The sequence below is a fragment of the Rhodococcus sp. 14-2496-1d genome (assembly GCF_002259365.1).
Taxonomy (GTDB): domain Bacteria; phylum Actinomycetota; class Actinomycetes; order Mycobacteriales; family Mycobacteriaceae; genus Rhodococcoides.
Genome location: NZ_NPFV01000017.1, coordinates 110,467 through 135,847 on the forward strand (window position 1 = coordinate 110,467; position 25,381 = coordinate 135,847).

Consider the following 25,381-nt stretch of genomic DNA (forward strand, 5'->3'; position numbering starts at 1 on the left):
AGTGGGATCGTATGGATCTGGGAATCGACGGCAGAACAGCGCTGGTGACCGGGGCCGACTCCGGCATCGGTTGGCACACGGCGAAAATGCTGTTGGCCGAGGGCGTTCGGGTCGTCATCAGCGACAAGGATCAGGACTCGCTCGACGCCGCCGCGGCCGAACTCGCAGCAGCGGAGGGCCGGTTGTTCGCGTTCGCTGCGGACGTGACCGACACCGAGGCCGTCGAGAAATTGGCAGTACAGACGCAGAAGGCAGTGGGCGACATCGACATTCTCGTTCAGTCCTCGGGCGTGACCGGAGCGCAGGGACTGTTCCACGAGATCGACGAGGAAGGGTGGCGGTCCACCCTCGACATCGACCTGATGGGCCCGGTCCGCCTGCTGCGGGCATTTCTGCCTGCACTACGCCGCGGCGGTTGGGGACGCATCGTGCTGTTGACGTCGGAGGATGCCGTGCAGCCCTACGACGACGAATTACCTTATTGCTCGGCCAAAGCCGGGGTTCTGGCCCTGGCCAAGGGCCTCTCGCGCAGCTACGCGTCGGAGGGACTACTGGTCAACGCCGTCTCTCCCGCGTTCATCCACACCCCGATGACCGACGCGATGATGGACAAACGCGCCGAGGAGAAGGGCACCGACCGCGACGGTGCCGTCGAGAGCTTCCTCGACGAGGAGCGTCCGTACATGGAACTCGGACGTCGAGGCGAGCCCGAGGAAGTCGCCTCGGTGATCACCTTCCTGTGCTCGGACCGCGCCAGCTTCGTCAACGGATCCAACTACCGAGTCGACGCCGGCTCCGTCGCAACTATCTAGGAGACACATATGACCAATTTCGGATACACCTTGATGACCGAGCAGAGCGGCCCGAAAGAGTTGGTGCAGTACGCCGTCGGTGCCGAGAAAGTCGGCTTCGACTTCGAGGTCAGCAGCGATCACTACTCACCGTGGCTCTCGTCCATGGGCCACTCGCCGTACGCCTGGACGACTCTGGGCGCGGTGGCTCAGGCCACCGAACGCGTCGAGCTGATGACGTACGTGACGTGCCCGATCATCCGGTACCACCCCGCCGTCGTCGCGCAGAAGGCTGCGACGTTGCAGATCCTGGCCGACGGACGCTTCACCCTCGGACTCGGCAGTGGTGAGAACCTGAACGAGCACGTCGTCGGCGAGGGTTGGCCGTCCATCGACAAGCGTCAGGACATGTTCGTCGAGGCGCTCGAGATCATCCGCGCATTGCACGCCGGCGGCTTGGTCACGTACGAGGGCAAGCACTTTCGCGTCGACTCCGCCCGGATCTGGGACCTGCCCGAGGGAGGCGTGCCGATCGGTATCGCCGCCGGTGGTGAGAAGGCGGTGGCGCGGTTCGCCGAGTACGGCGATCACCTCATCGCCACCGAGCCGGATGCCGGTCTCGTCAAGGCGTGGTCCGATAACCACGAAGGTCCGGCGCGGTCCATCGGCCAGATCCCCATCTCCTGGGACCCGGACAAGGACGCTGCCATCGATCGCGCACACGATCGATTCCGCTGGTTCGCCGGTGGCTGGGCCGTGAACGCCGATCTTCCGACGACGGCGGGATTCGCCGGAGCCACCAAGTTCGTGCGGAAAGAAGATGTGGCCGACACGATTCCGTGCGGACCGGACCTCGATGCCATCGTCGAGGCCGTGAAGCCGTACTGGGAGGCCGGTTACACCGACATCGCACTCGTGCAGGTCGGCGACGAAACCCAAGAACGGTTCCTCGCCGAGGCCGCAGGCCCACTGTTGGAGAAGCTGCGCGCTGCATCCAGCTGAGCACAAGCGACGAGACCCCGATCGAGACCGTCGATCGGGGTCTCGCGCTGTCACCGAACCTGAATGTCTCTGCGGTCGAGTGCCTTGCCGGACACTGCGACGACTACGACAGTGAGCAGTGCCGTGGCCGTCAGGACCGACAGTGCGGAGCCGGTCGTGAGCGAACCCGAGTCACCGAAAGTGCCGGAGGCCAGTTGGGTTGCGCGAGTTGCCAGGGCATAGGGCAACACGAAGATTGCCTCGGTCACCTCGGCGGTGAGGAGGAACACCGATATACCGGCCCCGACGAGAGCGATGGCAATCGGCACCGCGAACGACCTGATCGCCATCGACAGACCGGATTGCAGAGCCGCCACCGGAAGCGAGCCCACCACGACGAGTGCACTGGTCACGAAGAGCTCGGAAGGAAGCATGCCGTCGAGCGAGAAGACGACCTTGCCGACAACGACGACGGTTGCCAGCATGACGACGTTCATGGCCGCAGTCAGTGTTGCCACCACCGCCGTCTTGGCGATCACGATGCGTAACGACGGTACCGGCCCACTCATCAGGGCATTCCAGTTCCCTCCTCGGTGTTCGGATTTCCACGCCAGCGAGGCCAGTACGGCAACGCCGAGTGCGAGTGGGAACAGGCCGTAGAACACGACTGTGCGCAACCACAACGTGCGCCACCCCTCTGCCAACTCTGTGCCCGACGCGATCGTGTTGAACGTTCCGACCCCCGCGATGATCAGAGGGAGGAGAACGACGACAGCCCATGCCTGCGAGCGCCTGAGCTTGATCATCTCTGCCGAAAACGCATTCATGCTCGTACCTCCTGTCGATCGAGTCGAACGGTCATGAGCCAGAACAACATTGCCCCGACAACTCCGAGGGCGACGATGCTGACGTAGGACGGGCTCAGTGTCACCACCTGCTCGCCTCGGTAGTCGGCGGCGGACGCCGAGGAGTAGTACCCCCACGGCGTCAGGTGTGCTGCCCAGGAGGGGAATCCGGAGGCGCAGATCGCGATGACGGTACCCACGATGCCGATTCCCAGCGCGACCAGTTGGTTGTCCACTCGCGCCGAAATCAGCAGGTGGAGTGCAAGTATTACGATGTTCACCGTCACCGCCGCCGCCGTGTAGCCCAACCACAGACCGGCAGGCAACGGTTGAGTCACCCCGATGGCGGTCCCCAGAAATACACCTGCAGCGCTGGCCGCCACCGTCGCGCCACCGACGACGAGGCCCGTCGAGACGAGCTTCGCCCGCACGAGGGCTCCGCGGTCGGCTCCAGTGGTCTGGTTCAGTAACCAGCCGTTGCACTGGTGCTCGACTTCCACTGTGCGGCTTGCCATCACTGCGATCAGCAGTGGCGACGCGATGGGGACGGCAAGGGACAGCCCGGCCAGTGGCAGTGCCCAGGAGACCGCGGTCGAATCGTTCGACGTCGCCGCGGTGAGAGCGCCGACGAAGGTCAACCCTACGATCGCGGCGACCAACAGTGCGGCGATCGCGCCGATGTGCAGGTGCCTGAGTTTGGCGAATTCGTTGCGTACGGTCGTCACAGTCGGCCGCCCTTCGTCAGGTTCATGAATACGTCCTCGAGCGACTGATCGTCGCGTCGAACGCCGTAGACGCCTGCGTTTGCGCCGACGAGCTCCGCCACCACCTGCGCGATACCACGATCGTCGATGCCGGACAGCCTCAACGTGTGGTCGTCGACCTGCACCGGGATCTTCTGTTGCAGAATCGAACTCGCGCGGCTGGGATCGATCGCGTCGATGAGCACGTCCGGAGTGGAGGCGGCGAACAGCTCGTCGCGGGTGCCTTGGAAAATCAGGCGGCCCTGGCTCAGGATTCCGAGCATGTTCGCCGTCTTGTCGATCTCGCCGAGCAAATGGCTCGAGACCATCACTGTCACACCGTGTTCGGCGAGATGACGGAGCAAACCTCGGATCTCTTCGGTGCCTGCCGGGTCCAAGCCGTTGGTGGGCTCGTCCAGGATCAGAAGTCGTGGTTCGCGCGCGAGTGCCATCGCAATGCCCAGGCGCTGTTTCATTCCCAGCGAGTAGTTCTTCACCTTCTTGTCGAGGTGTTCCTGCAGACGGACGGTGGCTACTGCCCGCTCGATCTGCTCGGCGTGCAGCCCGAGAGAGCGTTGCACGATACGAAGGTTCTCCGCACCCGTGAGATGTCCGTATCCTGGCGGAGCTTCGATCAGTGATCCGATGTGCGAGAGCACTTCGCGGCGGGTGCCGTGATTCATCGGCCTACCCAGGATCTCCACCTCACCCGAGGTCGGTCGAATCAGGGACAGCAGCATTTTCATGGTCGTCGATTTGCCCGATCCGTTCGGACCGAGAAAGCCGTAGACGCAGCCCTCAGGAATGCGAAGGTTCACGTCGTCGACGACGGTATGCGTGTCGTAGCGCTTGCCGAGGCTGTGAGTTCTGACGATGTCCATGCCTCGACTCTGGCGCGTCGATCATGGAGAGTCGTCGCACCGGAGTATCGACATGGTCATACTCGAGGATGATGCCGAGCGCACCCCTACGGAGCCAGGCGCGAGAGGTTCTTCGAGATGGTCGACGTCAGTGCCTTACCGACGATCGCAGCGAGTCCGGGGACCGGCGCGTCGAAACCGATCGTGTAATCGAGTTCGGTGCCGCCGTCGGCGGTGGGGGTGAACTTCTGCACGCCCCAGTGGCCGCGTAGCGGGCCGCCTTTGGTGATGCGGTACTCGATCAGCGAGTTCGGCTCGCAGGTGACCGTCGTTTCCTCGAACGCCGGTAGCGGGCCGAGTTTCAGGCTGCGGGTGGAGCCGACTCCATTGCGCGAGGTGTCACCGTCCCGAACGCGGCCGATTTTGGCCATGAAGAGCGGCCCGAGGCTCTCGTGTTCGGACAGTGCCGCGAACACGACCTCGGGCGGAGAGACGAAACGGTGCTTGACGTGTACGCGGGTGGGTGTCGGCATGTCGAGAAGTCCGTTCGCTGGCTCCGGCAAGGTGGACTCACAGTACGTGAGCACTGCACAACTGAAAATGGACCCGCTCGAGTGAATCGAGCGAGTCCATCTGTGTCGGGGTGGCGGGATTCGAACCCACGACCTCTTCGTCCCGAACGAAGCGCGCTACCAAGCTGCGCCACACCCCGTGTACCGCTGCAGAAGTCTAACTCACGACTGCCTCGGAACGCGAAACGCCCTCGTCGGAGACGTTTTTCGGACCCATTCTCGGGGCCGGAGTCAGGGTGATGAGGGTGGCCTCGGGCCTGCAGCAGAACCGTGCAGGCGCGTACGGTGACGTGCCGATGCCCGCGGAGACGTGCAGTTGGGTGTGTGCGCCCCACTTGGACGGCCCCTTGACGCGCGAACGGTCGATCTCGCAGTTGGTCACCAGGGCACCGTAGAACGGCAGGCACAGCTGGCCGCCGTGGGTGTGACCGGCGAGGACGAGGTCGTAGCCGTCCTGGGCGAACTTGTCCAGCACGCGTGGCTCCGGCGAATGGGTGATGCCCAGGCGCAGGTCTGCCAGCGGGTTCGGCTGGCCGGCGATGGTGTCGTAGCGGTCGCGCTTCAGATGCGGATCGTCGACGCCCGCCGACGCGATCCGCACCCCGGCAACCTCCAGTTCGCGGCGTACGTGCGTCACGTCCAGCCAACCCCGCTCGGAGAACGCGGCGCGCAGATCGCGCCAGGGCAACGAGTCGCCGGTGGTGCGCTTGTGGTTCTTGTCGAAGTACTTGAACGGGTTCTTCGGCTTGGGCGCGAAGTAGTCGTTGCTGCCGAACACGAACAGACCCGGCCGGGCCAGCAGTGGCCCCAGTGCCTGAACGACGCTGGGCACTGCGCGCTGGTGCGAGAGGTTGTCTCCGGTGTTGACGACCAGATCGGGGTCGAGGCGGTCCAGCTCACGCAGCCAGTTCTGCTTCATCCGCTGGCCGGGCATCATGTGCAGATCGCTGATGTGCAGCACGCGCAGCGTCGCCGAACCCGGCTCGAGCACCGCCATGGACGTCTCGCGCAGCGTGAACGCATTGCGCTCGATGAGTGTGGCGTATCCGACCCCGAGCGCGGCGGCTCCTGCCGTCCCGATCACCGAACTCTTCAGCGGTGACGCCCTGACGGCATCTCGCGCCAGCTCTGCGGCAGAGCGCAGTTGTGTGGAGGCACTGCGCAGTTGCGTCGAGGTGCGGAGAAACGAGGGACTGAATTGTGCGGACACCTCATCCACGATACGGCAGCAACCGGATATGGACGTGCGAGCCGACGACTGCGCCGCGTAGCGTTTCCGCCATGTCCGAACTCAAGGCCCGCCTCCGTACCGACCTCACCGCAGCGATGAAGGCGAAGGACAAACTCCGCCTGGCAACGCTGCGCATGATTCTCGCCGCCATCCAGACCGAGGAGGTCTCCGGCAAGGAGGCCCACGACCTGACCGACGACGACGTTCTCAAAGTGCTTGCCAAGGAAGCGAAGAAGCGCGGCGAGTCGGCCGAGATCTACACGCAGAACGGCCGCGGCGAACTCGCTGCGAACGAGCGCGCCGAGGCGCAGATCATCGACGAGTACCTGCCCACGCCGTTGACCGACGAGGAACTGGCGAACATCGTCGACACCGCCATCGCGCAGGTCGCCGAGGATCTCGGGGAGCGACCGGCGATGAAGCAGATGGGTCAGGTCATGAAGATCGCGTCGGGACTCGCCGCGGGCAAGGCCGACGGATCGCGCCTGTCGAAGGCCGTCAAAGACCGCTTGTAGTGCGCTCCGCGCAGTGGTGCGGTTATGTGCCCCAGGGGGCACGCAACCGCACCACTGCCGTAGGCACTACCGAGGAACGGTGATACCGGGGATCGCCGGGATCTGGATTCCCGGCGGCAGATCCGGAATCTGAATGTTCGGCAACGAGGGCGTCGGGGCCGGGGCAGGCCGAACCGAACCGTCACTGACGTAGATCGTGATGTTCGACCCGGGGACCGCCGAGCCCGACGGCGACGTCGACACCACGGTGCCGCGGGCCGCCTGGTCGGCCGTGGTGGCCACCGTCACCTGGAAGCCCGCACCCTGCAGGGTCGCGGTTGCCGACGACTGGCTCTGGCCGGTGACGTCGGGTACCTGGCCGTTGGCCGAGCCGCGGACGTATTTCTGGTCGACGGGTGGCAACGAGACGGGTCCGAAATTGTTGGCGATCGGGCTCATCGCGTCGAACCACGTCCTGGCCGGTTCGTTACCGCCGTACAGGTTTCCGGACCCGCAGGGCCGCAGCGGGAACGAGCAGATCTCGCTGGGTGTCGGCGAGTCGCCGTAGGTGTAGACGGCCGCGGCGTAGTTGTTGGTGAAGCCGAGGAAGCCGGACGACCGGTGCGACTCGGTGGTGCCGGTCTTGCCGGACATCGGCAACGTCCAGCCGACCGATCCTGCGGCGGATGCGGACGTGCCGCCTGCCTGGTCGTCCTTGCTCATCGCGTTGGCGAGAGTGTTGGCCAGTCCGGGCTCGACGACCTGCTCACAGGCCTGCTGGGTGACGGGAACGGGCTTGCCCTCGCGATCGAAGACCGAGTCGATCGGGGTGGGCGGGCACCACTTGCCGCCGGAGGCCAGCGTGGCCGCAACGTTGGAGAGCTCGAGGGGGTTCACCCAGGTGGGTCCGAGGGTGAACGAGCCGAGGTTCTGGTCCTTCTGGAAATCGGCCATGGACTGGTCGGTTCCCGAGGAACCGGGGTTCGTGTACGAGCGCAGGCCGAGGCGGACGGCCATGTCGACCGTCGGGGTGACCCCGACCGACTCGATCAGCTTGACGAACGCCGTGTTGGGGGACTGGGCCAAGGCGTCGGTGATGGAGAGGGCGGGCGGGTAGTTGCCGGCGTTCTCGACGCAGTACGTCGCTGCCGGGCAGTTCCGTGCTCCGCCGTCACCGACGCCCTTGACCTCGACACGACGCGGAACCTGCAGCGTTGCGCTGGTGCCGAGTCCGCGTTCCATCGCCGCGGCGGTGGTGAAGATCTTGAAGATCGAGCCCGCGCCGTTGCCGATCAACGAGTACGGCTGCGGCTGAACGGTTTCGTCGGCATCGGCGTCGAGTCCATAGGTTCGGCTGCTGCCCATCGCGAGGATGCGGTGTTGATCCTGTCCCGGTGCGACGACGTTCATCACCGTGGCGACACCGTCGAGCGAGGGGCTGGTGTTGCCGACCAGGGCGGCCTTGGTGGAGTTCTGCACCGAGGGATCGAGCGTCGTGCGGATGAGGTAGCCGCCCTTGTCGATCTGCTCCCGGCTGATGCCTGCGTCGGCGAGGTACTGCAGTGCGTAGTCGCAGAAGAATCCGCGGTCACCTGCTGCGATGCATCCGCGGGGCAGGGTCTGGGGGACCGGAAGTACACCGAGCGGCTCGGACTTGAGGGCGGCGAGCTCGTCGGCGCGTTCGGGGAGGTTCTGGATCATCGTGTCGAGCACGGTGTTCCGCCGCTCGATCACGCCCTCCTCGTTGGTGTACGGGTTGAGCGCCGAGCTGGACTGCACCATGCCCGCGAGCATCGCGGCCTGGACGGCGCTGAGCTGGCTGGCGTCGATGCCGAAGTAGGTCTGGGCCGCGTCCTGGATGCCGAAGGACGCGTTGCCGAACGGCACCAGATTGAGGTATCGGGTGAGGATCTCGTCCTTGGTCAGTTCCTTGTCGAGCGTCAACGCCATGCGGATCTCGCGGATCTTGCGAGCGGGCGTCGTCTCGATGGCCGCGCGGCGCTCGGCGTCGGTCTTGGCCACCACCAGCAGCTGATAGTTCTTCACGTACTGCTGGTCGATGGTGGATGCGCCCTGCTCGACCTGCCCACTGGTGGTGTTGGTCAGGAACGCTCGGAGCGTGCCCTGCCAGTCCACACCCTGGTGCTCGGCGAAGCGGCGGTCCTCGATCGAGACGATGGCGAGCTTCATCTCGTTGGAGATCTGGTCGCTCGGCACCTCGAATCGACGCTGCTCGTACAGCCAGGCGATGGGCGTGCCGTTGACGTCCGTCATCGTCGAGACGGCAGGCACTGCGCCTTCCACCAACTCGGCCGAGACGTTGTCGACGGTATCGGCGGCGCGGTTGGAGGCGTACCCGAACCCGCCGGCCAAGGGGAACATCACGCCGGCGAGCAATGCACCGGCGAGTGCTGAACATCCGGCGAGCTTCGCCACGGTTTTTCCAACTGACACAGAGCACAGCGTACGTGGGTACCGCTCGGACCGGCAGAGGCCTGCATGCGCTGTGTGCTGCGCCCCTGCTCGGGACGGCCGTACCAGAAATGTGACCTCGCCGTCTTGCATTCGGGGCTCGCGTTACCTAAATTATGAACACGGTGTGATTCGCATAACACTTGATAATGAATGTGGGGCAGCTCCTAGAATTTGTGCTTCGACCGACGAGGTACAAACCGCTTCGAGCCTCCGGGACGTCCAGTGAGGACGTCCGCAACGCAAAGGGGTATCCGCATGCACACGACAACAGCGCCGACGCGACTCGATGTAGAAGAAGCCGAGGCACGCATCGCCTGGGTGTCGCACGCCCGTTGCAAGGGCACTGACCCGGACCAGCTCTTCGTCCGGGGTGCAGCGCAGCGCAAGGCCGCCACCATCTGCCGGCACTGCCCGGTGCTGATGCAGTGCGGTGCGGATGCATTGGACAACCGCGTCGAGTTCGGTGTCTGGGGTGGCATGACCGAACGCCAACGCCGGGCGCTGCTCAAGCAGCACCCCGAGGTCGACTCCTGGTCCGAGTTCTTCGAGACCCAGCGTCAGCAGCAAGCAGCTATCTAGGCAGTGCCGGGCACGGCTGACCCGGCCCGTGCGGGTCAGCCGATCTAGCCCTTGCGGGTCAGCTGATCGGCCACTGCGCGCAGCGCGGCGAGGTCGGAGACCTCGAACGGCAGCGACGGCACACCGACGATGGGCACCCGGGGGTGCGCACCGGTGAAGCGTCGAAGCAACCTCACCTCCCGCGCTGCCGTGACCGCGCGCTGGGCGTGGATTCGGAGGACTGCAGCGGTCAGGTCCGCGCCGGGGTCCTCGATTCGATCGAGCAGATCTGCGGCCGTCGCTGCGTGATCGGCCTGCACCGTCGACAACGTCGGGTGCGTCCGGTTCACCACCAAGCCGGCCAGCGGCATCTTCTCCGCGGACAACCGCTCCACGAAGAACGCTGCCTCGCGAAGTGCATCCGGCTCTGCGGCAGCGACGACGAGGAAGCTGGTGCCGTCCTCGCGTAGCAACTGGTAGGTACGCGTCGCCCGCTCGCGGAAGCCACCGAACATCGAATCAAGCGACTGAACGAAAGCCGATGCGTCGGAAAGCATTTGGCTACCGATCACGGTGGAGACGCCGCGCATGGCCAAGCTCATCGCGCTGGTGACCACGCGGGTGATGCCGCGACCCGGAGCGGTGAGCAGTCGGATGAAACGGCCGTCGAGGAACGAGCCGAGTCGCTGCGGCGCATCGAGGAAGTCCAGTGCGTTGCGCGACGGCGGAGTGTCCACCACGATCAGATCCCACGACGAGTCGAGGGACAGCTGCCCCAACTTCTCCATCGCCATGTACTCCTGCGTGCCCGAAAACGACGACGCCACAGTCTGATAGAACGGATTGGCCAACACCTGCTCGGCCTTCTCCGGCGTCGAGTGCTCGATGACCATCTCGTCGAACGTGCGTCGCATGTTCAGCATCATCGCGTGCAGTTCACCCTTGGCACCGGCACCCAACTTCACCGGCTGTGGGCTGTTGTCGAGATCGCCGAGACCGAGTGCCTGAGCCAAGCGGCGGGCCGGATCGATCGTCAGCACCACCACGCGCCTGCCCTGCTCGGCGGCGCGCAGCGCCATCGCTGCCGCGGTGGTCGTCTTGCCGACACCGCCCGCCCCACAGACGACGACGATTCGTGACGTGGGATCGGTCAGAATGCGGTCGACATCGAGTTCGGTTGCTACTGGTCGCGTCATCGGACACCCTGTTCTGCGAGCTTGGCGGCGAGCTCGTACAAGCCGCCGAGATCGACACCGTCGGCCAACATCGGCAGCGACATCCGCGCGACGTCGAGTTCGTCGAGCGTGGTTGCGCTCTCCACCTGAGCCGAGAGCGTCGCCGCATGCTCGATCGATTCGGTGAGCAGCCCCGCGAAGTCCGCCTCGGACAACGTGATTCCGGTCTTGGCGAGACCGTCCTGGATGGCGACGGCATCGATCTCGCCCCCGGCGATGGCGTCGAGGGACTCGGCAGGCAGGTACGTCGGTTCGGTGCGATTGACGATCACCGTGCCGAGCCGAAGATCGGCCGCCTCCAGCTCACTCACAGCGTCGGCGGTCTCCTGGACCGGCAGCGCCTCGAGCAGCGTCACCAGGTGCACGACGGTGTCGGCCGAGTGCAGCAACCGCACCACGCCCTCGCTCTGTGAACGAACCGGACCGCCCTTGGCGAGATCTGCCATGGCCTTGGTGACGTCCAGAAAGTTTCCGATGCGGCCGGTCGGCGGCGAGTCGACGACGACCTCGTCGTAGATGCGGTTGCCCTTCTTGTCGGTCCGCACCACACATTCCTTGACCTTGCCGGTGAGCAGTACATCGCGCAGACCGGGTGCGATGGTCGTCGCGAACTCGATGGCACCGATCTTGCGCATCGCGCGGCCGGCGAAGCCGAGGTTGTAGAACATCTCGAGGTATTCGAGGAACGCGGTCTCGATGTCGATCGCCAGTGCGTAGACCTCACCGCCGCCGTCTGCCGAGGCGACCCGCGTCTCCTGCGGCGGAAGCTGGGGCACGTCGAAGAGCTGCGCGATGCCCTGTCGGCCCTCGACCTCGACCAGCAACACCCGTCGACCGCCTGCCGCGAGCGCGAGCGCCAATGCGGCAGCGACCGTCGTCTTGCCGGTGCCACCCTTACCGGACACGAAATGCAGCCGCGCGGCATCTGCCTTCGCCGGCCATCCGTCTTCGTTCGCTATACCCACACCCCGACCATATAGAGGTCGTCCCCGGGCGTCCGACCGAAGTCTCTAACTCTGCCCCGAGTGTCGGCGGAGTCGGTCGACCAATTGCCGGGTGTAGCCGTCGAGATCCGGAACTGCGTCGGGACAGGCGACCATGGCAACCGTGACCACGCCGGAGAACCCGAAGAAGCCGTGAGCGAGACATCTGCCGTCTTCGAGAAACCCGAAACCCGCCGAGAAACGCGCGACCGCACCATACAGCTCGAGATCCGCGCGGCCACGGTCGACACTGACCACGGTTGTCTGAGCCCCGACGCGCGACGGAGAGCGGTCGCGTTTTCGGAATCGACGTCCCTGGACGAATCGGACGATCGGCGCGGGCACCCGCTCGTCCGCTCGCGCGATGCGAAGCAGTGGCGCGGCCGTCACTCTGGCTCGTTCGACTGCGAGCGACCGAGTGATCAGCTCGGCCCGCTTCTCGAGATCGGGTTCGCCGACGTGGAGATCGACCGTTCCGACCACCGCGCGATTCGCTGCAGGCCACTCCGTATCGCGAGGCAGGACCATCGGGACGAACGCCGACACGATGCCTCCGGTCTCGGACAGTGCCCCGTGACCGTCACCGAGATACCGATCGAGGCACGGGCCGACGGCGCAGAGAGCGGACACCGTCAACGACGCGGCACCCACGCGGACCTCCGTCGCCTGCATCGGCACTATCCGGACGACTCGATACGGCCCCACGGCCCGGTTGATCGACGTGGCGGGCACCGCAGGCGGACCGGGCGTCGTACCCCGGTAGGCGCGAATCGCACGGCGGGCCTCCCACCGCGATCGCGCGAGATCCACCGGTGCCCGGACCACCGCACTCAACACGCCGGCAAGGGGGTGCTCCCGCTCGGGTTCGGTCTGCGGAGACGGTGCCGCGCCCGCCGAGGACTGTGCCTCGAACAGTGCGCGAACCATCTTCGAGACGCCGAGGCCATCGGTCAGGGCGTGTCCGACCTGCAGTATCACCACCGTGACCGCTCCCTGTATCAGCGGAGCAGAACCGACTCCGCGCACCACGTGCACGTGCCAGGAGTGGTCTCTCGGATCGAGACGGGTGCGGAGCAGGTCGCCCATCAAGGCCTCGAAATCGGCCCAGGGAGCACCGCCGAGATCGTGATCGGACATCCGTTCGGACACCGGGGACGTGTCGGGTACCCATCGCGGGTAGTCCAGGTTCAGCGGCGCCTCCCGAAGCCGTAGCCCCAGGCCGGGAACGAGGGGCACACGGGTCTCCATGTGCGCGACGACCTCCTCGAACGAGGGCGCGGCGCGATCGACCGAGTCGAACACCGTCAGAGAGAACTGGTCTCGAGAATCACCGAGGTTGCGCGCGAAGTGATAGATGGCGTCCTTGATATCGAGCCGATCCATGCGACGACTGTAGTTCCGGCACCGCGTGGGCGATAGGCTCGACAGTCATGAGCGAAAAGATCATCTGGGAGTACTTCACCGCACCGGTTCTGATTCATGCCACCAAGCAGATTCTCGACAACTACGGCTCCGAGGGCTGGGAGCTCGTCACGATCATGGCGGGGCCCAACGGCGGCGACACGTTGGTCGCGTACTTCAAGCGTCCGAAGGCCTGAGCGCGTGGCGAACTGGAGCGAACGACTGTCCGAGCTGGGCATCGAGCTGCCCGACGTCGTCCCGCCGCTGGCCGCCTACGTCCCGGCGGTGCAGGTGGGCTCGCTCGTCCACACCTCCGGCCAGTTGCCGATCGTGGACGGAAACCTGACGTCCGTGGGCAAGGTCGGTGCCGACGTCACCGCTGAGGACGCCACCGCTGCGGCACGCATCTGTGCCCTGAACGCGCTCGCCGCCGTGCACGCGCTCGTCGGCATCGATTCGGTGGCCCGGGTGATCAAGGCGGTCGGGTTCGTCGCGTCCGCGCCGGGATTCACCGGTCAGCCCGGGGTGATCAACGGGGCGTCGAACGTCATCGGTGAGATCTTCGGCGATGCGGGCAAGCACGCGCGCTCGGCTGTGGGTGTCGCCGAACTGCCCCTCGGTGCTTCGGTGGAAGTGGAGCTCATCGTCGAACTGCGCTGACGCGCAGTGGTGTGTTCGTGTGCTCTCTGGGGCACTCGACCACGCCACTGCGGCGTAGCTGCACATGTCACTGCGGCGCAGCCGCACATGTCACTGGGGCGTAGCCGCACATGTCACTGCGGCGTAGCTGCACATGTCACTGGGGCGTAGCCGCACTGATCACCTTCTGTAGGTGCAGGCCGCGGTGTACCGAGCATTCGTGATCGACACCCTTGTCGACCGACTCGAGGAATTCGTCCAGCAGGACGGCGAAGCAGTCGGTCGACGAGGTCGATCGATCGGTGAGTGTCTCGACTCCGTCGGTGCCGCTGAGTTCTATCCGCATCAGAGACGGCATGATCGGCGTCCGCAGGGACAACTGCACCGTGCTGCGGGCTCCGCCTTCGTGTTCGAGCAGCACCGTCCAACTGTCCGACGCCACCTCTCGGTGCGAGTAGGCAACGCGCGCAATGGTTCCCAGCGCTGCATCGAGCAGATCGAACACGTGTGGTCCGATGTCGAGGATTGCCCCGTCGTCGTGTCGCCACTGGGAGTTCGCATACGCCCCGCCGAGGACGGCACCGGAAAACCAGGTTCCCGAGCCCGCGGCCCACGCTCGACCGGCGGCCGCGTCGAGGAATCGCCTTGTCTCCGGGGCGAACCGGAGTGTCAGCGTCACCATCGAGCGCACGCCCGCTGCCGTCACCGCCGAGGCCAGTTCCTCGGCCTCGGCCACTGTTGCGGCAATCGGCTTGTCCAACAACACATGTTTGCCTGCCTGGACCGCGCGGAGCGCGTACCCGGCTTGCACGGCCGGTGGTACCGCGAAGGCCACCGCGTCGACCTCGCCCAGCAGGGCATCGAACGATTCGAAGACCGGTGCCCCCATCTCGGCCGCCGCCTCGGACCGTCGGGCCCACACTCCGGCGAAGTCGACGGCGGGATGAGCGAGCAACGAGGGGGCTTGAGTCTTGCGAGCCCAGGGGCCCGCTCCGACGAGTCCGATCTTCATAGGTGTCGACGGTAGTCCGCGTGGACACGAGCTGGGGTCGGCGACCTACAGTGTTTCAATGGCCGTTTCGAATCCCCAGCATCCCGCGTACGGACTACGCCGTCAGGTGACGCCGACCGCGTCGGTTCTGCTCGCCGACAACCCGGGCAAGATGACCCTCGACGGAACCAACACCTGGATTCTCCAGGCACCGGGGTCCGAGGAATGCATCGTCGTCGATCCGGGGCCGAAGGACCGAGCCCACCTCGACGCCGTCGCCGCGTCGGGCACGGTGGTGCTGACCCTGGTGACCCATCGCCACGCCGATCACACCGGTGGGCTGAAGCGTTTTCACCGAAAGACGGCGGCTCCGGTGCGCGCGGTCGGGGAGAAGTTCCTGCACGGGGACGGTGCTGCTCTGGCCCACGGCGAGGTCATCGAGGCCGCGGGGCTTCGGATCGAGGTTCTGCACACGCCCGGTCACACCGCGGATTCGGTGAGTTTCGTGCTCGACGACGCGGTCCTGACGGGAGATACCGTCCTCGGCCGCGGCACCACGGTGCTCGACCCGAAGGACGGCTCGCTCGCGGATTATCTGCAGTCGTTGGACCGGCTCGAAGCGGCCGGTGCGGGAAAGACCGTGCTTCCCGGTCACGGGCCGGAGTTGCCGGACACCGCCGAGGTGGCGCGGGCGTATCGCGCTCACCGTCGGCAGCGGCTGGATCAGGTTCGCTCGGCGCTCGCCGAACTAGGCGAGAACGCGAAACCGATGCAGGTGGTACGCCACGTCTATGCGGACGTGGACAAGAAGTTGTGGCCTGCTGCGCGGATGTCGGTCAAGACGCAGCTGGCCTACCTCCGCAAGAGCTAGCGAGCTCGGCGTGCCAGACGCTCGGAGTCCGAGATCAGCACGGACTTGCCTTCGAGGCGCAGCCATCCGCGGTGTGCGAAGTCGGCCAGTGCCTTGTTGACGGTCTCGCGAGAGGCACCGACGAGCTGAGCGATCTCTTCCTGCGTCAGGTCGTGGGTGACGCGCAGCGAGCCCGCTTCCTGGGTGCCGAAGCGCTGGGCCAGCTGCAGCAGCGCCTTCGCGACGCGTCCGGGAACGTCGGTGAAGATGAGGTCGGCCAGGTTGTTGTTGGTGCGACGCAACCGGCGGGCCAGCACGCGCAGCAACTGCTCGGCGATCTCGGGGCGCTGATCGATCCAGTCCTTGAGCGCAGCTCGATCCATGCTGACCGCGCGCACCTCGGTGACCGTGGTGGCCGAGGACGTACGGGGGCCGGGGTCGAAGATCGACAGCTCGCCGAACATGTCCGACGGTCCCATGATCGTCAGCAGGTTCTCGCGACCGTCGGGGGAGCGTCGCCCGAGCTTGATCTTGCCGGAGACGATGATGTAGAGCCGGTCTCCGGGCTCGCCCTCGTTGAACACGACGTGTCCGCGGGGGAAATCGACAGGCTGCAGCTGCTTCGTCAGTGCCGCAACCGCAGAGGGTTCGACTCCTTGGAAGATGCCGGCCCGTGCCAGGACGTCGTCCACTTGCGCTCCTTTTGGGATGTCGGTGACGCGGCAACCCGCACCACCGAAAGCGTTTGTACACAGTTCGTGCCATGCACCGAACTGCGGTGCAGTTCAGGCGTCGACGCCGACCAGATGATCAAACACAACAATTACCTCAGGGGAGTCTACTTCGAGTCGGTGGAAACCGAGTGATCGACGCCACCACAGGTTGCCAGAGGTCTCGGGTGTGTGTTCCCGTTCACCTGAAATTCATCCAAATTACGACCAATGGGACGAAACGTGCGCTCAGCTGGCTCGTTGGTCGACCATGCCGTCGCGCGTGTCGACGGTCCGCGGCGGGGTCTGGCGGCGTTTGCGGGTGTTGAATCGGGCCAGTGCGTGCGGGAAGCCCTCGTTCGCCAGAGTGGCGACCTCGGACGTGCTCGCCTGATCGAGGAACTCCTGTACTTCCTGCTCTCGGACGCCGAGCTTGCTGAGCCGGAACTCGACGCGTTCCATCGCGAGTGCGAAGAGCATGAGTAGTACCGGAAAGAGCACCACGGCGAGTCCTTGCATACCGGCCAGTTAACACCGAAAAGGTCTCGATACAAACACAGCCCACTCCTGCCGCGAGGAACGTTACGCATTCTTGTCCGTACAGTTGTGGAGTGGATTCGACAGCTCCGAAACGCCCCGACGTGCGCAAACGTGAGGAGACGCACCTCGGGCTCGTGCGTCGAGCTCGGCGGATGAATCGGACGCTCGGGGTCGCCTTCCCGCATGTGTACTGCGAACTGGACTTCACCACGCCCCTCGAACTCGCCGTCGCGACCATCCTGTCCGCGCAGTGCACCGACAAGCGCGTCAACATGGTCACCCCGGCTCTGTTCGTGAAATACCGCACAGCCCGCGACTACGCCGAGGCGGACCGCACCGAGCTCGAGGAGTACATCCGCACCACGGGGTTCTACCGAAACAAGGCGAACTCACTGATCGGACTCGGACAGAAGTTGCTGGAGAACTTCGACGGCGAGGTGCCCGCGACGTTGAAGGATCTCGTCACGCTTCCCGGGATCGGCCGCAAGACGGCCAACGTCGTGCTCGGCAATGCCTTCGATGTTCCGGGAATCACCGTCGACACCCATTTCGGACGGCTCGTGCGGCGGTGGCAGTGGACCGAGGAGGAGGACCCGGTCAAGGTCGAGCACGCCGTCGGCGCACTCATCGAACGCAAGGAGTGGACGCTGCTCTCGCATCGAGTCATTTTTCACGGTCGACGCGTCTGCCACGCTCGTACACCCGCATGTGGGGTGTGCGTCCTCGCCAAGGACTGCCCGTCCTTCGGCACCGGTCCGACCGACCCCGCCGCTGCGGCCGCGTTGGTGAAGGGCCCGGAAACCGACCACCTCCTCGCCCTTGCCGGAATCGTGCCGTGAACAGATCTGCTCTGCGGTGGTCACTGGTCGCTCTGATCCTGGTGGTCGGGATGGTCTACGCGCTGTGGCCCCGAAGCGACGCGCCGACCGCCCAACCCACGGACTCTCCCGGCCTCGGGCAGCGGGCACCGGGCACGGACGAGCGTCGCGCAGCCGACACCGCCGAGGCCCTCGCCCCGCTGCGGCGCAACGCAGGGCTGGCCGCATGTCCGACGCCGTCGGGTGCTGCATCCGGTCCGCTGACCGGCATCACCCTCGAATGCATCGGCGACGGCTCGTACGTCGACCTCGGCCAGGTACTCGCGGGCCGACCGGCGCTGCTCAACATCTGGGCGTACTGGTGCGGGCCCTGCGCCGAAGAGCTGCCCTACCTGCAGCAGTACGCCGAACGGGCGGGCGAGAAGATCGAGGTCCTGACGGTGCACAACGACGCCAACGAAGCCAACGGCCTGACTCGGCTCACCGACTACGGCGTCACTCTGCCCGGCGTTCAGGACGGTGCGGGCAGAGTCGCCGCCGCCGTCGGAGCGCCCAATGTGCTGCCCGTTTCCGTTTTGATATCTGCGGATGGCACTGTCGCCAAGGTGCTGCCACAACCCTTCCGGAGCGTCGACGACATCGCCGACGCCGTCCGCGTCAACCTCGGAGTCGACTCGTGACCGCACCCGACTGGCTCGGGCGCATGATCGACGTCGCAGGCAGGGCGGGCGGACTCACCGACACCACCGGCACCAACCCCGTGCTGCAGCGTCAAGCGCCGTCGTCCGACCGGCCGCGGTCCGCCGCCGTGCTGGTGCTGTTCGGCGGCACACCCGTCGCCGATCCCGGTGCGCCCGGCGGACTGCCTGCCGACGCCGACGTCCTGCTGACCCAGCGTGCATCGACACTGCGAGATCACAGCGGGCAGATCGCCTTTCCCGGCGGAGCCACCGACCCGGGCGACGACGGCCCGATCGGCACGGCACTGCGGGAGGCGCAGGAGGAGACCGGGCTCGACCCGGCAGGCGTCGTCCCGTTGGCGACGATGCCAGGAATCTACGTTCCGCCCTCGCGCTTCGACGTGGTTCCGGTGCTCTCGTACTGGGAGCGGCCGACCCCGGTTCGCGTCGTCGATCCAGGCGAGACCGAGAGAGTGGTGCGAGTTCCGTTGCGCGAGTTGCTCGATCCGAACAACAGATTCCAGGTACGCCACCCTGCGGGGTACCAGGGTCCCGCGTTCGCTGTGCAGGGCATGCTGGTGTGGGGCTTCACGGGCGGTATCCTGGCGGGTCTGCTGGCTGTATCGGGCTGGGAGCCCGAGTGGGACACGGGGGACATACGCGATCTGGAGGCCAGCTTGACTGCGGTAGGAGCGAGGCTCGATCGGTGACAGGTTCAGGGTGGGTCGATATCGCGGTGGTTGCCATCGCACTGCTGGCGGCGACGTCGGGATGGCGGCAGGGGGCGGTGGCGTCGGCGCTGGCGTTTCTCGGTGTCGTGCTCGGGGCCGTCGCCGGCATTCTGGTGGCACCGCACGTGCTCGAACACGTCGACGGTTCGCGGACGCGGGTGTTCGTCGGAATCGCGCTGATCGTGGTGTTGGTGATCGTCGGTGAGGTGGCCGGCATGGTTCTCGGTCGGGCATTGCGCAGCGGAATCCATTCGCGCGCAGCACGATCGGTCGACAGCACCATCGGTGCCGGGTTGCAGGCCGCAGCCGTTCTCGCGGCCGCGTGGCTGCTCGCCATTCCACTGACGTCGTCCTCGCAGCCCGAGGTCGCCAGCGCTGTACGCGGCTCGACGGTTCTGGGCAAAGTCGACGAGGTGGCTCCAGACTGGTTGCGTCAGGTGCCCAAGGAATTCTCGGCGCTGCTCGATACGTCCGGGCTTCCCGACGTCATCGGACCGTTCGGACGCACTCCGGTCGCGAACGTCGCCGCACCCGATTCCGGGATCGCAGCGGGACCGATTCCGGTGCAACTGCAATCGAGCGTCATCAAGATCAACGGCATCGCGCCGAGCTGCCAAAAGGCGTTGGAAGGTTCGGGTTTCGTCGTCGGATCGGATCTGGTGATGACCAATGCACACGTCGTCGCAGGCACGTCCGAGGTGACGGTCGATTCGCCCAACGGACCGCTCGACGCCGACGTCGTGTTGTTCGACCCGGAAGAAGACGTTGCCGTGCTTCGGGTTTCGGAGCTCGCGGCCCCGGTCTTGCCGTTCGCGCCGGCACCTGCCGAATCCGGAACCGACGCCATCGTGCTCGGCTACCCCGGGGGCGGGCCGTACACGGCGAGCCCGGCGCGCATCCGCGAGATCATCAACCTCAGCGGACCGGACATCTACCGCACCGGCACCGTCCAACGCGAGGTCTACACCGTCCGCGGATCGGTGCGGCAGGGCAATTCCGGTGGACCGCTGGTCAACTCGTCCGGTGAGGTACTCGGTGTGGTGTTCGGCGCAGCGGTCGACGACCCCGACACCGGATTCGTGCTGACCGCATCGGAGATCGCGGACGAGCTCGCGCAGAGTTTCGATGCCCCGGTGCCGGTGGGCACGGGCGACTGCATCGTCTAGCGCTCGCGCACGACCCGCAGGATCTCTTCCGACACCACGTCGGGGGATTCCTGGTGCACGTAATGCCCCACGTCTCGCACTGTTCGACGCGTCAGCCCCGGAGCCCAGTGCCGATCTCTGTCGAGGGTGGTGGGCAGGACGTACGGGTCCAGGTCGCCGCTGATCTGCGCGACGCGAATCGAGGTGCGGACGTCCACGGCGTCCATGAAGCGGCGGCCGTCGGAACGGAACTGACTGCGGAACGCCCAGCGCTGATATTCCAGCGCGCAGTGCGCAGCACCCGGAATACGGATGGCCGACCGCATCTTGGCCGTGGTGTCCGCGAAATCCTCGGTGCGCTGCCACGCGTTCCCGGCGCGGCTGCTCATCAGTTCTTCCACCGCGACACCGCCTCGACGCGTCAGCAGTCTCTCGGGGCGTAGCGGAACCTGGTAGCGAACGAAGTGGGGCAGCAGGGCGGCGCGTTGGGCTGAGTCCTTCAACACGGAGCGACGCAGAGAGATGGGATGCGGCGCGTTGACGAGCACCATCGAGTTCACCAGGCGGGGGTGCAGCGCTGCACTGGCCCAGCAGACGAGACCGCCGTCGGCGTGGCCGACGAAGGTGGCGTTCGGGTAACCGAGTGCTCGAACCAGGCCGACGATGTCGCCTGCCAGGGTCCACCCGTCGTAGCCGCGTGGAGGCTTGTCGGAGTCACCGTATCCGCGCAGGTCGACGGCAATGGCACGAACACCCGACCGCGACAGTGCCTCGAGTTGGTGTCGCCAGGAGTACCAGAAGTCGGCGAAGCCGTGCAGCAGAACCACCAACGGTGCGTCCGGTGCGTGTTCGCCGACCTCCACGACATGGAACCGAATTCCGTTGGCGTGGATGTCGCGGTGAATCCACTGTCCCGGATATCGGACCGTGGACGGATCGGGCTGATTCATACTGCTCGACTCGCCGGGCTACTACTTCTTGTAGCCGGGAACTCCGGGGATGGAATCGTGCTGGTTCGGCAGCACCGTCGACGCCTGCTTGAGCGAGTCGATGGTCTTCTCGGGCTTGCGCAACTTCTTGACCCTGCGGTATCCGAGGAATCCGAACAGCGCCGCCGCCAACACCATGACGGCGAACACGATCAGGAATGCCGCCCAGCGGTAGAGCCACACGTCCAGCAGTTCGGCGGCGAAGAAGAAGAAGAAGAACGAGCTGAACAGCAACACTGTCAACGCGATGATGAAGAAGACGCTGCCCTGCAGTCCCTTCTTGACCTCGCCGGTGACCTCGGCCTTGGCGAGGGCGACTTCGGCGCGTACGAGCGTCGAGACCTGAGTGGTGGCGTCCTTGACGAGGTTTCCGATGCTGGCGCTACCAGGGGTGCGGGCATCGACATCGGTCAGAGGTATCGACGAAATCGTGTTCGGGACGCCGTTGCCGTATCCCTTGTCATTGCTGACGCTCAACTCTCGACCCCTTGTAATTGCTCTGCTCGGTGTTGTGCGGAAGATCGTATCGACAGTAGTGCCTAGGTAGCAGATTAACTGTTTCCCGCTAGTCGAGCGACGCTCGGCTGTCGTGGCCGGGTACCTCCGCGTCCGCGAGGGCAAACACGACAATGTTGCACGAACCGGCAACGAACAGCCCCGGGGCGTGAAATTCTCAGGTGTTCATCAGGTAATTTGCAGGGAACTTCCCCCTTCAGGAGCATTCGTGAGTTCAGCACACGCCGTCACCGCCGACGGCGCCATTCCCGCACCCCAGGTGCCGCGGTCGCGCATCGTGATCGCCTCGATGGTCGGCACGTCCATCGAGTTCTTCGACTTCTACATCTATGCCACCGCCGCAGTGCTCGTCTTCCCGCGTCTGTTCTTCCCCGCGGGCAACGACACCACCGCTCTGCTGGCGTCGTTCGCGACCTTCGGCTTGGCGTTCATCGCGCGGCCCGTCGGGTCGATTCTGTTCGGCCACTTCGGCGATCGCATCGGACGCAAGGCGACGCTCGTCGGCTCCCTGCTGACGATGGGTGTCGCGACGTTCGCGATCGGACTGTTGCCGACGTACGCCGCGGTCGGCCTGTGGGCTCCGGCTCTGCTGGCGATCATGCGCTTCACCCAGGGCGTCGGTCTCGGCGGGGAGTGGAGCGGTGCAGCGTTGCTGGCCACCGAAACCGCCAAGCCGGGCAAGCGAGCGTGGGCGGCGATGTACCCGCAGCTGGGCGCGCCGATCGGCTTCTTCTTCGCCAACGGCATCTTCCTGCTCATCGTCATCGCGACGGGCTACGACTCCGTGAACTCGGGCACCGATCACGCGTTCCTCACGTGGGGTTGGCGAATCCCGTTCCTGCTCAGCGCCGTCATGGTCATCATCGGCCTGTACGTGCGGCTCAAGCTGGAGGAGACGCCGGTGTTCAAGCTGGCCGTCGAGCGTGGCCAGAAGGTCAAGACCCCGCTGGCGCAGGTGTTCAAGAGCAGTTGGCGTCAGCTGATCATCGGAACGTTCGTCATGCTCGCCACCTACACGCTGTTCTACATCATGACCACGTGGGTGGTCAGCTACGGAACGGGCAAGGTGGCCGACGTCAACGGCCCCAAGCTGGCCATCCCGTACACCGACTTCCTCGAGCTTCAGCTGATCGCGGTGCTGTTCTTCGCGGCGCTGATTCCGGTGGCCGGACTGCTGGCCGACAAGTACGGCCGTCGCCCCACTCTGATCGTCATCACGTCGGCGATCGTGCTGTTCGGTCTGTCGTTCCACTGGTTCGCAGATCCGGCGTCCGCCTCGGCAGGCAAGATGCTGGTGTTCATGTGCGTCGGCCTCGGGCTGATGGGCCTGACCTTCGGACCGATGAGTGCCGTTCTGCCCGAACTGTTTCCGACGAACGTTCGGTACACGGGCTCGGGAATCTCGTACAACACCGCGTCGATCCTCGGTGCCGCAGTGGCACCGTTCATCGCCACCTGGCTGGTGAGCAGCTACGGCGTCGGCTGGGTGGGCGTGTACCTCGCCATCGCCGCAGCGTTGACGCTGATCTCGCTGATCATCATGAAGGAAACACGAGATCAGTCGCTCGACAGCGTGTAGAGCGGCTGCGCCGCAGGTGAGCGGAAATTCGTAGCAGGGGTCGAATTTCCGCTCACGTGGGTCCGCTCGTTTTCGTCCGCTGCGACGATTGACGGGCGATTGTCAGCAACTTGATCGCACATCCTCAGGATCGGGGGCAACAGTGATCGACTGTGACCGTCCTCGAACGCGACATCGCTCGCCCGCGCTGGGCAATGCCCACTCTCGCCGCCCTTCTCGTTGCGACCGCAGGGGCCTACGCCCTCGATCTGAACCGCGAGCACTGGGGTAATTCCTTCTACGCAGCTGCCGTTCAAGCCGGCTCGGTGAGCTGGAAGGCCTTCCTCTTCGGTTCGTCCGACGCCGCGAACTCCATCACGGTGGACAAGCCGCCTGCGTCGCTGTGGATCATGGAACTGTCCGTGCGGATCTTCGGTCTCAACTCGTGGTCGCTGCTGCTACCGCAGGTGCTGATGGCGGTGCTGAGCGTGGGAATCATGTACGCGATCGTCGCCCGTCGATTCGGCTACGGGGCCGCATCGATCGCGGGCGCAGTACTGGCGACGACGCCGACCTTCGCCCTGATGTTCCGCTACGACAATCCCGACGCCCTTCTCACCCTCACCCTGTTGGGGGCAGCGTGGGCGATGCTTCACGCGCTCGAGGACGGGCGAATTCGATGGTTGGTGCTCACCGGAGCTGTTGTCGGCCTGGGGTTTCTGACGAAGCAACTCCAGGCGTTCCTCGTCGTGCCGGCTCTTGCCGTGACGTACGCGGCGTTCGGTCCACCGAGGCTCGGCGTTCGACTTCTTCAGCTATTGGCGGCCGGTGCGGCGGTGCTCGTGACGGCCGGGTGGTGGGTCGCGATCGTCCAGTTGGTTCCGGCTGCCGACCGGCCGTGGGTCGGTGGGTCGAAGATCGACAGCATTCTGGACCTGACGTTCGGCTACAACGGCCTGGGCCGACTGACGGGAAACGAACACGGCGGCGTCGCGGAGTCGTTTTCGGGCAGTGCAGGCCCGGCCGGGCACGGCGCGCAGACGGGTATCACCCGCTTGTTCGCGGCCGCCCAGGGCGGTCAGATCTCGTGGCTGATTCCCGCTGCGCTGGTGCTCGTGGTGGCGGGAATCATCATGCGTGGCACAGCTCCTCGACGGGACTTCGCTCGCGCCTGGTTCGTGATGTGGGGATTGTGGCTCGTCGGGTGCTCGCTTGTGTTCAGCTTCATGTCGGGCACCTTCCACTCGTACTACACGATCGTGATCGCGCCGGCGATCGCCGCGATCGTCGGCGCTGCCCTGCGTGAACTGTGGGTGCGACGCGAGAAGCTCTGGGGGCGTGTGATTCTCGCGCTCACTTCCGCTGTCACCACGGCAACGTCGTTCGTCTTTCTCGCCCGCACCCCCGACTTCGTGCCGTGGCTGCGGTGGGTCGTGTTGGCAGCGGGAGTGATCGTGGCCGTCGCGCTGCTGTTCCGGGGATCTCGGCAGGCATCGATGGCGTTGGGAGCAGTCGCTCTGGCTGTCGCGTTGGCGGGGCCGGTCGCGTATGTCGCCGACACTGTCGTCACCCCGCACAGTGGGGGAGGTCCATCGGCGGGCCCCTCGATTCCGTCCGAGGCGGCAGGGTCCAGAACCGGAGTGCGCGACGACAGTGCCGGGCACTCGGCGCACTTCACTGCCCAGGCACCGGACGACGAACTGACCGGGCTGCTCGAATCCGGTGCACAGCACTACACCTGGGTGGCGGCGACGATCGGATCCAACGCCGCCGCGGGCCTACAGCTCGCGACCGACGACCCGGTGATGCCGGTGGGCGGGTTCTCGGGAACCGACCCGTCGCCCACGCTCGACCAGTTCCGGGCCGACGTGGCAGCCGGGAAAATCCACTACTTCATCGCCGGCAACGACAAGAACCGACCGTCGGCGATCGCTGATTGGGTGACAGCGACCTTCACACCCGAAACCGTCGGCGACTACACGGTGTTCGATCTGAGCGGCTGCGCCGCATGTGAGTGAAACTTCGTAGCAGGCTACGAAGTTTCA

27 protein-coding genes and 1 tRNA gene are annotated in these 25,381 nt (G+C 65.6%); 13 read left to right on the top strand and 15 right to left on the bottom strand.

Annotated features, from left to right (window positions below; all coding sequences use genetic code 11):
• The first annotated feature begins 11 nt into the window (after positions 1 to 11).
• Together CH296_RS12695 and CH296_RS12700 are read left to right on the top strand one after the other, a co-directional pair.
• Complete coding sequence (locus CH296_RS12695; RefSeq protein ID WP_032395275.1) at positions 12 to 812, top strand: SDR family NAD(P)-dependent oxidoreductase; 801 nt, start codon at positions 12 to 14, stop codon at positions 810 to 812.
• Between the two features lie 9 nt (positions 813 to 821).
• The gene (locus CH296_RS12700; protein ID WP_032395274.1) at positions 822 to 1,793 is read left to right on the top strand and encodes an LLM class F420-dependent oxidoreductase; all 972 of its coding nucleotides are present in this window, start codon (positions 822 to 824) and stop codon (positions 1,791 to 1,793) included.
• Positions 1,794 to 1,843: 50 nt separating this feature from the next.
• On the opposite strand, the gene CH296_RS12705 is transcribed toward CH296_RS12700, so the two are convergent.
• The 6 genes from CH296_RS12705 to CH296_RS12730 form a co-directional block, all read right to left on the bottom strand.
• The gene (locus tag CH296_RS12705; RefSeq protein ID WP_094684908.1) at positions 1,844 to 2,599 is read right to left on the bottom strand and encodes an ABC transporter permease; all 756 of its coding nucleotides are present in this window, start codon (positions 2,597 to 2,599) and stop codon (positions 1,844 to 1,846) included.
• Positions 2,596 to 3,342, bottom strand: a complete 747-nt coding sequence (locus CH296_RS12710) for an ABC transporter permease (protein ID WP_094684909.1) — start codon at positions 3,340 to 3,342, stop codon at positions 2,596 to 2,598. The genes CH296_RS12705 and CH296_RS12710 overlap by 4 nt, the downstream gene beginning before the upstream one ends.
• Complete coding sequence (locus tag CH296_RS12715) at positions 3,339 to 4,241, bottom strand: ABC transporter ATP-binding protein (RefSeq protein WP_094684910.1); 903 nt, start codon at positions 4,239 to 4,241, stop codon at positions 3,339 to 3,341. The genes CH296_RS12710 and CH296_RS12715 overlap by 4 nt, the downstream gene beginning before the upstream one ends.
• Before the next feature lie 86 nt (positions 4,242 to 4,327).
• Complete coding sequence (locus CH296_RS12720) at positions 4,328 to 4,753, bottom strand: SRPBCC family protein (protein WP_094684973.1); 426 nt, start codon at positions 4,751 to 4,753, stop codon at positions 4,328 to 4,330.
• A 105-nt stretch (positions 4,754 to 4,858) separates the two neighbouring features.
• Positions 4,859 to 4,932: transfer RNA gene (locus CH296_RS12725), tRNA-Pro, on the bottom strand.
• A 17-nt stretch (positions 4,933 to 4,949) separates the two neighbouring features.
• Complete coding sequence (locus CH296_RS12730; RefSeq protein WP_032395561.1) at positions 4,950 to 5,918, bottom strand: metallophosphoesterase; 969 nt, start codon at positions 5,916 to 5,918, stop codon at positions 4,950 to 4,952.
• Between the two features lie 155 nt (positions 5,919 to 6,073).
• On the opposite strand from CH296_RS12730, the gene CH296_RS12735 reads away from it, so the two are divergent.
• Positions 6,074 to 6,538, top strand: a complete 465-nt coding sequence (locus CH296_RS12735) for a GatB/YqeY domain-containing protein (protein WP_032395267.1) — start codon at positions 6,074 to 6,076, stop codon at positions 6,536 to 6,538.
• A 66-nt stretch (positions 6,539 to 6,604) separates the two neighbouring features.
• Here CH296_RS12735 and CH296_RS12740 read toward each other — a convergent pair whose 3' ends face one another.
• A complete protein-coding gene (locus CH296_RS12740; protein ID WP_032395266.1) occupies positions 6,605 to 8,953 on the bottom strand; it encodes a penicillin-binding protein in 2,349 nt (782 codons plus the stop codon).
• A gap of 294 nt (positions 8,954 to 9,247) precedes the next feature.
• On the opposite strand from CH296_RS12740, the gene CH296_RS12745 reads away from it, so the two are divergent.
• Entirely contained in the window at positions 9,248 to 9,571 is a 324-nt protein-coding gene (locus CH296_RS12745; RefSeq protein WP_008712729.1) for a WhiB family transcriptional regulator, read from the top strand.
• Between the two features lie 44 nt (positions 9,572 to 9,615).
• Here the strand turns inward: CH296_RS12745 and CH296_RS12750 are convergent, their stop codons facing one another.
• From CH296_RS12750 to CH296_RS12760, 3 genes are read right to left on the bottom strand one after another with little or no spacing between them, the layout of a single operon-like run.
• Entirely contained in the window at positions 9,616 to 10,746 is a 1,131-nt protein-coding gene (locus CH296_RS12750) for an ArsA family ATPase (protein WP_032395265.1), read from the bottom strand.
• Positions 10,743 to 11,750 carry an ArsA-related P-loop ATPase gene (locus CH296_RS12755; protein ID WP_094684911.1) on the bottom strand — a complete coding sequence of 336 codons (1,008 nt, stop codon included), beginning with the start codon at positions 11,748 to 11,750 and terminating at the stop codon, positions 10,743 to 10,745. Before CH296_RS12755 ends, CH296_RS12750 begins: the two co-directional genes overlap by 4 nt.
• Before the next feature lie 45 nt (positions 11,751 to 11,795).
• Entirely contained in the window at positions 11,796 to 13,151 is a 1,356-nt protein-coding gene (locus CH296_RS12760) for a wax ester/triacylglycerol synthase domain-containing protein (protein WP_094684912.1), read from the bottom strand.
• 47 nt (positions 13,152 to 13,198) lie between these two features.
• On the opposite strand from CH296_RS12760, the gene CH296_RS12765 reads away from it, so the two are divergent.
• Both CH296_RS12765 and CH296_RS12770 read left to right on the top strand, forming a co-directional pair.
• Positions 13,199 to 13,366: a DUF4177 domain-containing protein gene (locus CH296_RS12765; RefSeq protein WP_094609297.1), complete on the top strand. Its 168-nt coding sequence runs from the start codon at positions 13,199 to 13,201 to the stop codon at positions 13,364 to 13,366.
• A gap of 4 nt (positions 13,367 to 13,370) precedes the next feature.
• Positions 13,371 to 13,829 (top strand): RidA family protein, encoded by a 459-nt coding sequence (locus CH296_RS12770; RefSeq protein ID WP_032395261.1) that lies wholly within the window; start codon positions 13,371 to 13,373, stop codon positions 13,827 to 13,829.
• Positions 13,830 to 13,965: 136 nt separating this feature from the next.
• Here CH296_RS12770 and CH296_RS12775 read toward each other — a convergent pair whose 3' ends face one another.
• The gene (locus tag CH296_RS12775; protein ID WP_094684913.1) at positions 13,966 to 14,820 is read right to left on the bottom strand and encodes a Gfo/Idh/MocA family protein; all 855 of its coding nucleotides are present in this window, start codon (positions 14,818 to 14,820) and stop codon (positions 13,966 to 13,968) included.
• A gap of 58 nt (positions 14,821 to 14,878) precedes the next feature.
• Here CH296_RS12775 and CH296_RS12780 point away from each other — a divergent pair, with 58 nt between their 5' ends.
• Positions 14,879 to 15,670 (top strand): MBL fold metallo-hydrolase, encoded by a 792-nt coding sequence (locus CH296_RS12780; RefSeq protein ID WP_094684914.1) that lies wholly within the window; start codon positions 14,879 to 14,881, stop codon positions 15,668 to 15,670.
• On the opposite strand, the gene CH296_RS12785 is transcribed toward CH296_RS12780, so the two are convergent.
• Both CH296_RS12785 and CH296_RS12790 read right to left on the bottom strand, forming a co-directional pair.
• Positions 15,667 to 16,341 (bottom strand): Crp/Fnr family transcriptional regulator, encoded by a 675-nt coding sequence (locus tag CH296_RS12785; RefSeq protein WP_027494494.1) that lies wholly within the window; start codon positions 16,339 to 16,341, stop codon positions 15,667 to 15,669. The genes CH296_RS12780 and CH296_RS12785 overlap by 4 nt on opposite strands.
• Before the next feature lie 267 nt (positions 16,342 to 16,608).
• Positions 16,609 to 16,878, bottom strand: a complete 270-nt coding sequence (locus CH296_RS12790; RefSeq protein ID WP_032395258.1) for a hypothetical protein — start codon at positions 16,876 to 16,878, stop codon at positions 16,609 to 16,611.
• A gap of 173 nt (positions 16,879 to 17,051) precedes the next feature.
• Here CH296_RS12790 and nth point away from each other — a divergent pair, with 173 nt between their 5' ends.
• The 4 genes from nth to marP are packed head-to-tail and all read left to right on the top strand — an operon-like array spanning position 17,052 to position 20,294.
• Entirely contained in the window at positions 17,052 to 17,738 is a 687-nt protein-coding gene (gene nth / locus CH296_RS12795) for an endonuclease III (RefSeq protein WP_256980443.1), read from the top strand.
• A 50-nt stretch (positions 17,739 to 17,788) separates the two neighbouring features.
• Positions 17,789 to 18,397, top strand: coding sequence for a TlpA disulfide reductase family protein (locus tag CH296_RS12800; RefSeq protein WP_179277721.1), 609 nt, complete (start codon positions 17,789 to 17,791; stop codon positions 18,395 to 18,397).
• Between the two features lie 23 nt (positions 18,398 to 18,420).
• Positions 18,421 to 19,107 carry a CoA pyrophosphatase gene (locus tag CH296_RS12805; RefSeq protein ID WP_094684974.1) on the top strand — a complete coding sequence of 229 codons (687 nt, stop codon included), beginning with the start codon at positions 18,421 to 18,423 and terminating at the stop codon, positions 19,105 to 19,107.
• Positions 19,104 to 20,294: an acid resistance serine protease MarP gene (gene marP / locus CH296_RS12810; protein ID WP_094628516.1), complete on the top strand. Its 1,191-nt coding sequence runs from the start codon at positions 19,104 to 19,106 to the stop codon at positions 20,292 to 20,294. The genes CH296_RS12805 and marP overlap by 4 nt, the downstream gene beginning before the upstream one ends.
• Here marP and CH296_RS12815 read toward each other — a convergent pair.
• Positions 20,291 to 21,223 (bottom strand): alpha/beta fold hydrolase, encoded by a 933-nt coding sequence (locus tag CH296_RS12815; protein ID WP_094646660.1) that lies wholly within the window; start codon positions 21,221 to 21,223, stop codon positions 20,291 to 20,293. The genes marP and CH296_RS12815 overlap by 4 nt on opposite strands.
• Positions 21,224 to 21,244: 21 nt before the next feature.
• Positions 21,245 to 21,739: a phage holin family protein gene (locus CH296_RS12820; RefSeq protein ID WP_032395253.1), complete on the bottom strand. Its 495-nt coding sequence runs from the start codon at positions 21,737 to 21,739 to the stop codon at positions 21,245 to 21,247.
• A 247-nt stretch (positions 21,740 to 21,986) separates the two neighbouring features.
• On the opposite strand from CH296_RS12820, the gene CH296_RS12825 reads away from it, so the two are divergent.
• Together CH296_RS12825 and CH296_RS12830 are read left to right on the top strand one after the other, a co-directional pair.
• On the top strand, positions 21,987 to 23,357 hold the full coding sequence (locus CH296_RS12825) for an MFS transporter (RefSeq protein WP_176459427.1): 1,371 nt from the start codon (positions 21,987 to 21,989) through the stop codon (positions 23,355 to 23,357).
• Positions 23,358 to 23,509: 152 nt separating this feature from the next.
• Positions 23,510 to 25,354, top strand: a complete 1,845-nt coding sequence (locus tag CH296_RS12830; protein WP_256980438.1) for a glycosyltransferase family 39 protein — start codon at positions 23,510 to 23,512, stop codon at positions 25,352 to 25,354.
• The last annotated feature ends 27 nt before the right edge of the window (positions 25,355 to 25,381 follow it).

Bases quoted from the DNA above. Each gene is read 5' to 3' on its own strand.
- CH296_RS12775 (WP_094684913.1), bottom strand. From the start codon at position 14,820: ATGAAGATCGGACTCGTCGGAGCGGGCCCCTGGGCTCGCAAGACTCAA.
- CH296_RS12700 (WP_032395274.1), top strand. From the start codon at position 822: ATGACCAATTTCGGATACACCTTGATGACCGAGCAGAGCGGCCCGAAA.
- CH296_RS12720 (WP_094684973.1), bottom strand. From the start codon at position 4,753: ATGCCGACACCCACCCGCGTACACGTCAAGCACCGTTTCGTCTCTCCG.
- CH296_RS12805 (WP_094684974.1), top strand. From the start codon at position 18,421: ATGATCGACGTCGCAGGCAGGGCGGGCGGACTCACCGACACCACCGGC.
- CH296_RS12750 (WP_032395265.1), bottom strand. From the start codon at position 10,746: ATGACGCGACCAGTAGCAACCGAACTCGATGTCGACCGCATTCTGACC.
- CH296_RS12715 (WP_094684910.1), bottom strand. From the start codon at position 4,241: ATGGACATCGTCAGAACTCACAGCCTCGGCAAGCGCTACGACACGCAT.
- CH296_RS12790 (WP_032395258.1), bottom strand. From the start codon at position 16,878: ATGCAAGGACTCGCCGTGGTGCTCTTTCCGGTACTACTCATGCTCTTC.
- CH296_RS12760 (WP_094684912.1), bottom strand. From the start codon at position 13,151: ATGGATCGGCTCGATATCAAGGACGCCATCTATCACTTCGCGCGCAAC.
- nth (WP_256980443.1), top strand. From the start codon at position 17,052: ATGAATCGGACGCTCGGGGTCGCCTTCCCGCATGTGTACTGCGAACTG.
- CH296_RS12745 (WP_008712729.1), top strand. From the start codon at position 9,248: ATGCACACGACAACAGCGCCGACGCGACTCGATGTAGAAGAAGCCGAG.
- CH296_RS12815 (WP_094646660.1), bottom strand. From the start codon at position 21,223: ATGAATCAGCCCGATCCGTCCACGGTCCGATATCCGGGACAGTGGATT.
- CH296_RS12735 (WP_032395267.1), top strand. From the start codon at position 6,074: ATGTCCGAACTCAAGGCCCGCCTCCGTACCGACCTCACCGCAGCGATG.
- CH296_RS12705 (WP_094684908.1), bottom strand. From the start codon at position 2,599: ATGAATGCGTTTTCGGCAGAGATGATCAAGCTCAGGCGCTCGCAGGCA.
- CH296_RS12780 (WP_094684914.1), top strand. From the start codon at position 14,879: ATGGCCGTTTCGAATCCCCAGCATCCCGCGTACGGACTACGCCGTCAG.
- CH296_RS12800 (WP_179277721.1), top strand. From the start codon at position 17,789: ATGGTCTACGCGCTGTGGCCCCGAAGCGACGCGCCGACCGCCCAACCC.
- CH296_RS12765 (WP_094609297.1), top strand. From the start codon at position 13,199: ATGAGCGAAAAGATCATCTGGGAGTACTTCACCGCACCGGTTCTGATT.
- CH296_RS12695 (WP_032395275.1), top strand. From the start codon at position 12: ATGGATCTGGGAATCGACGGCAGAACAGCGCTGGTGACCGGGGCCGAC.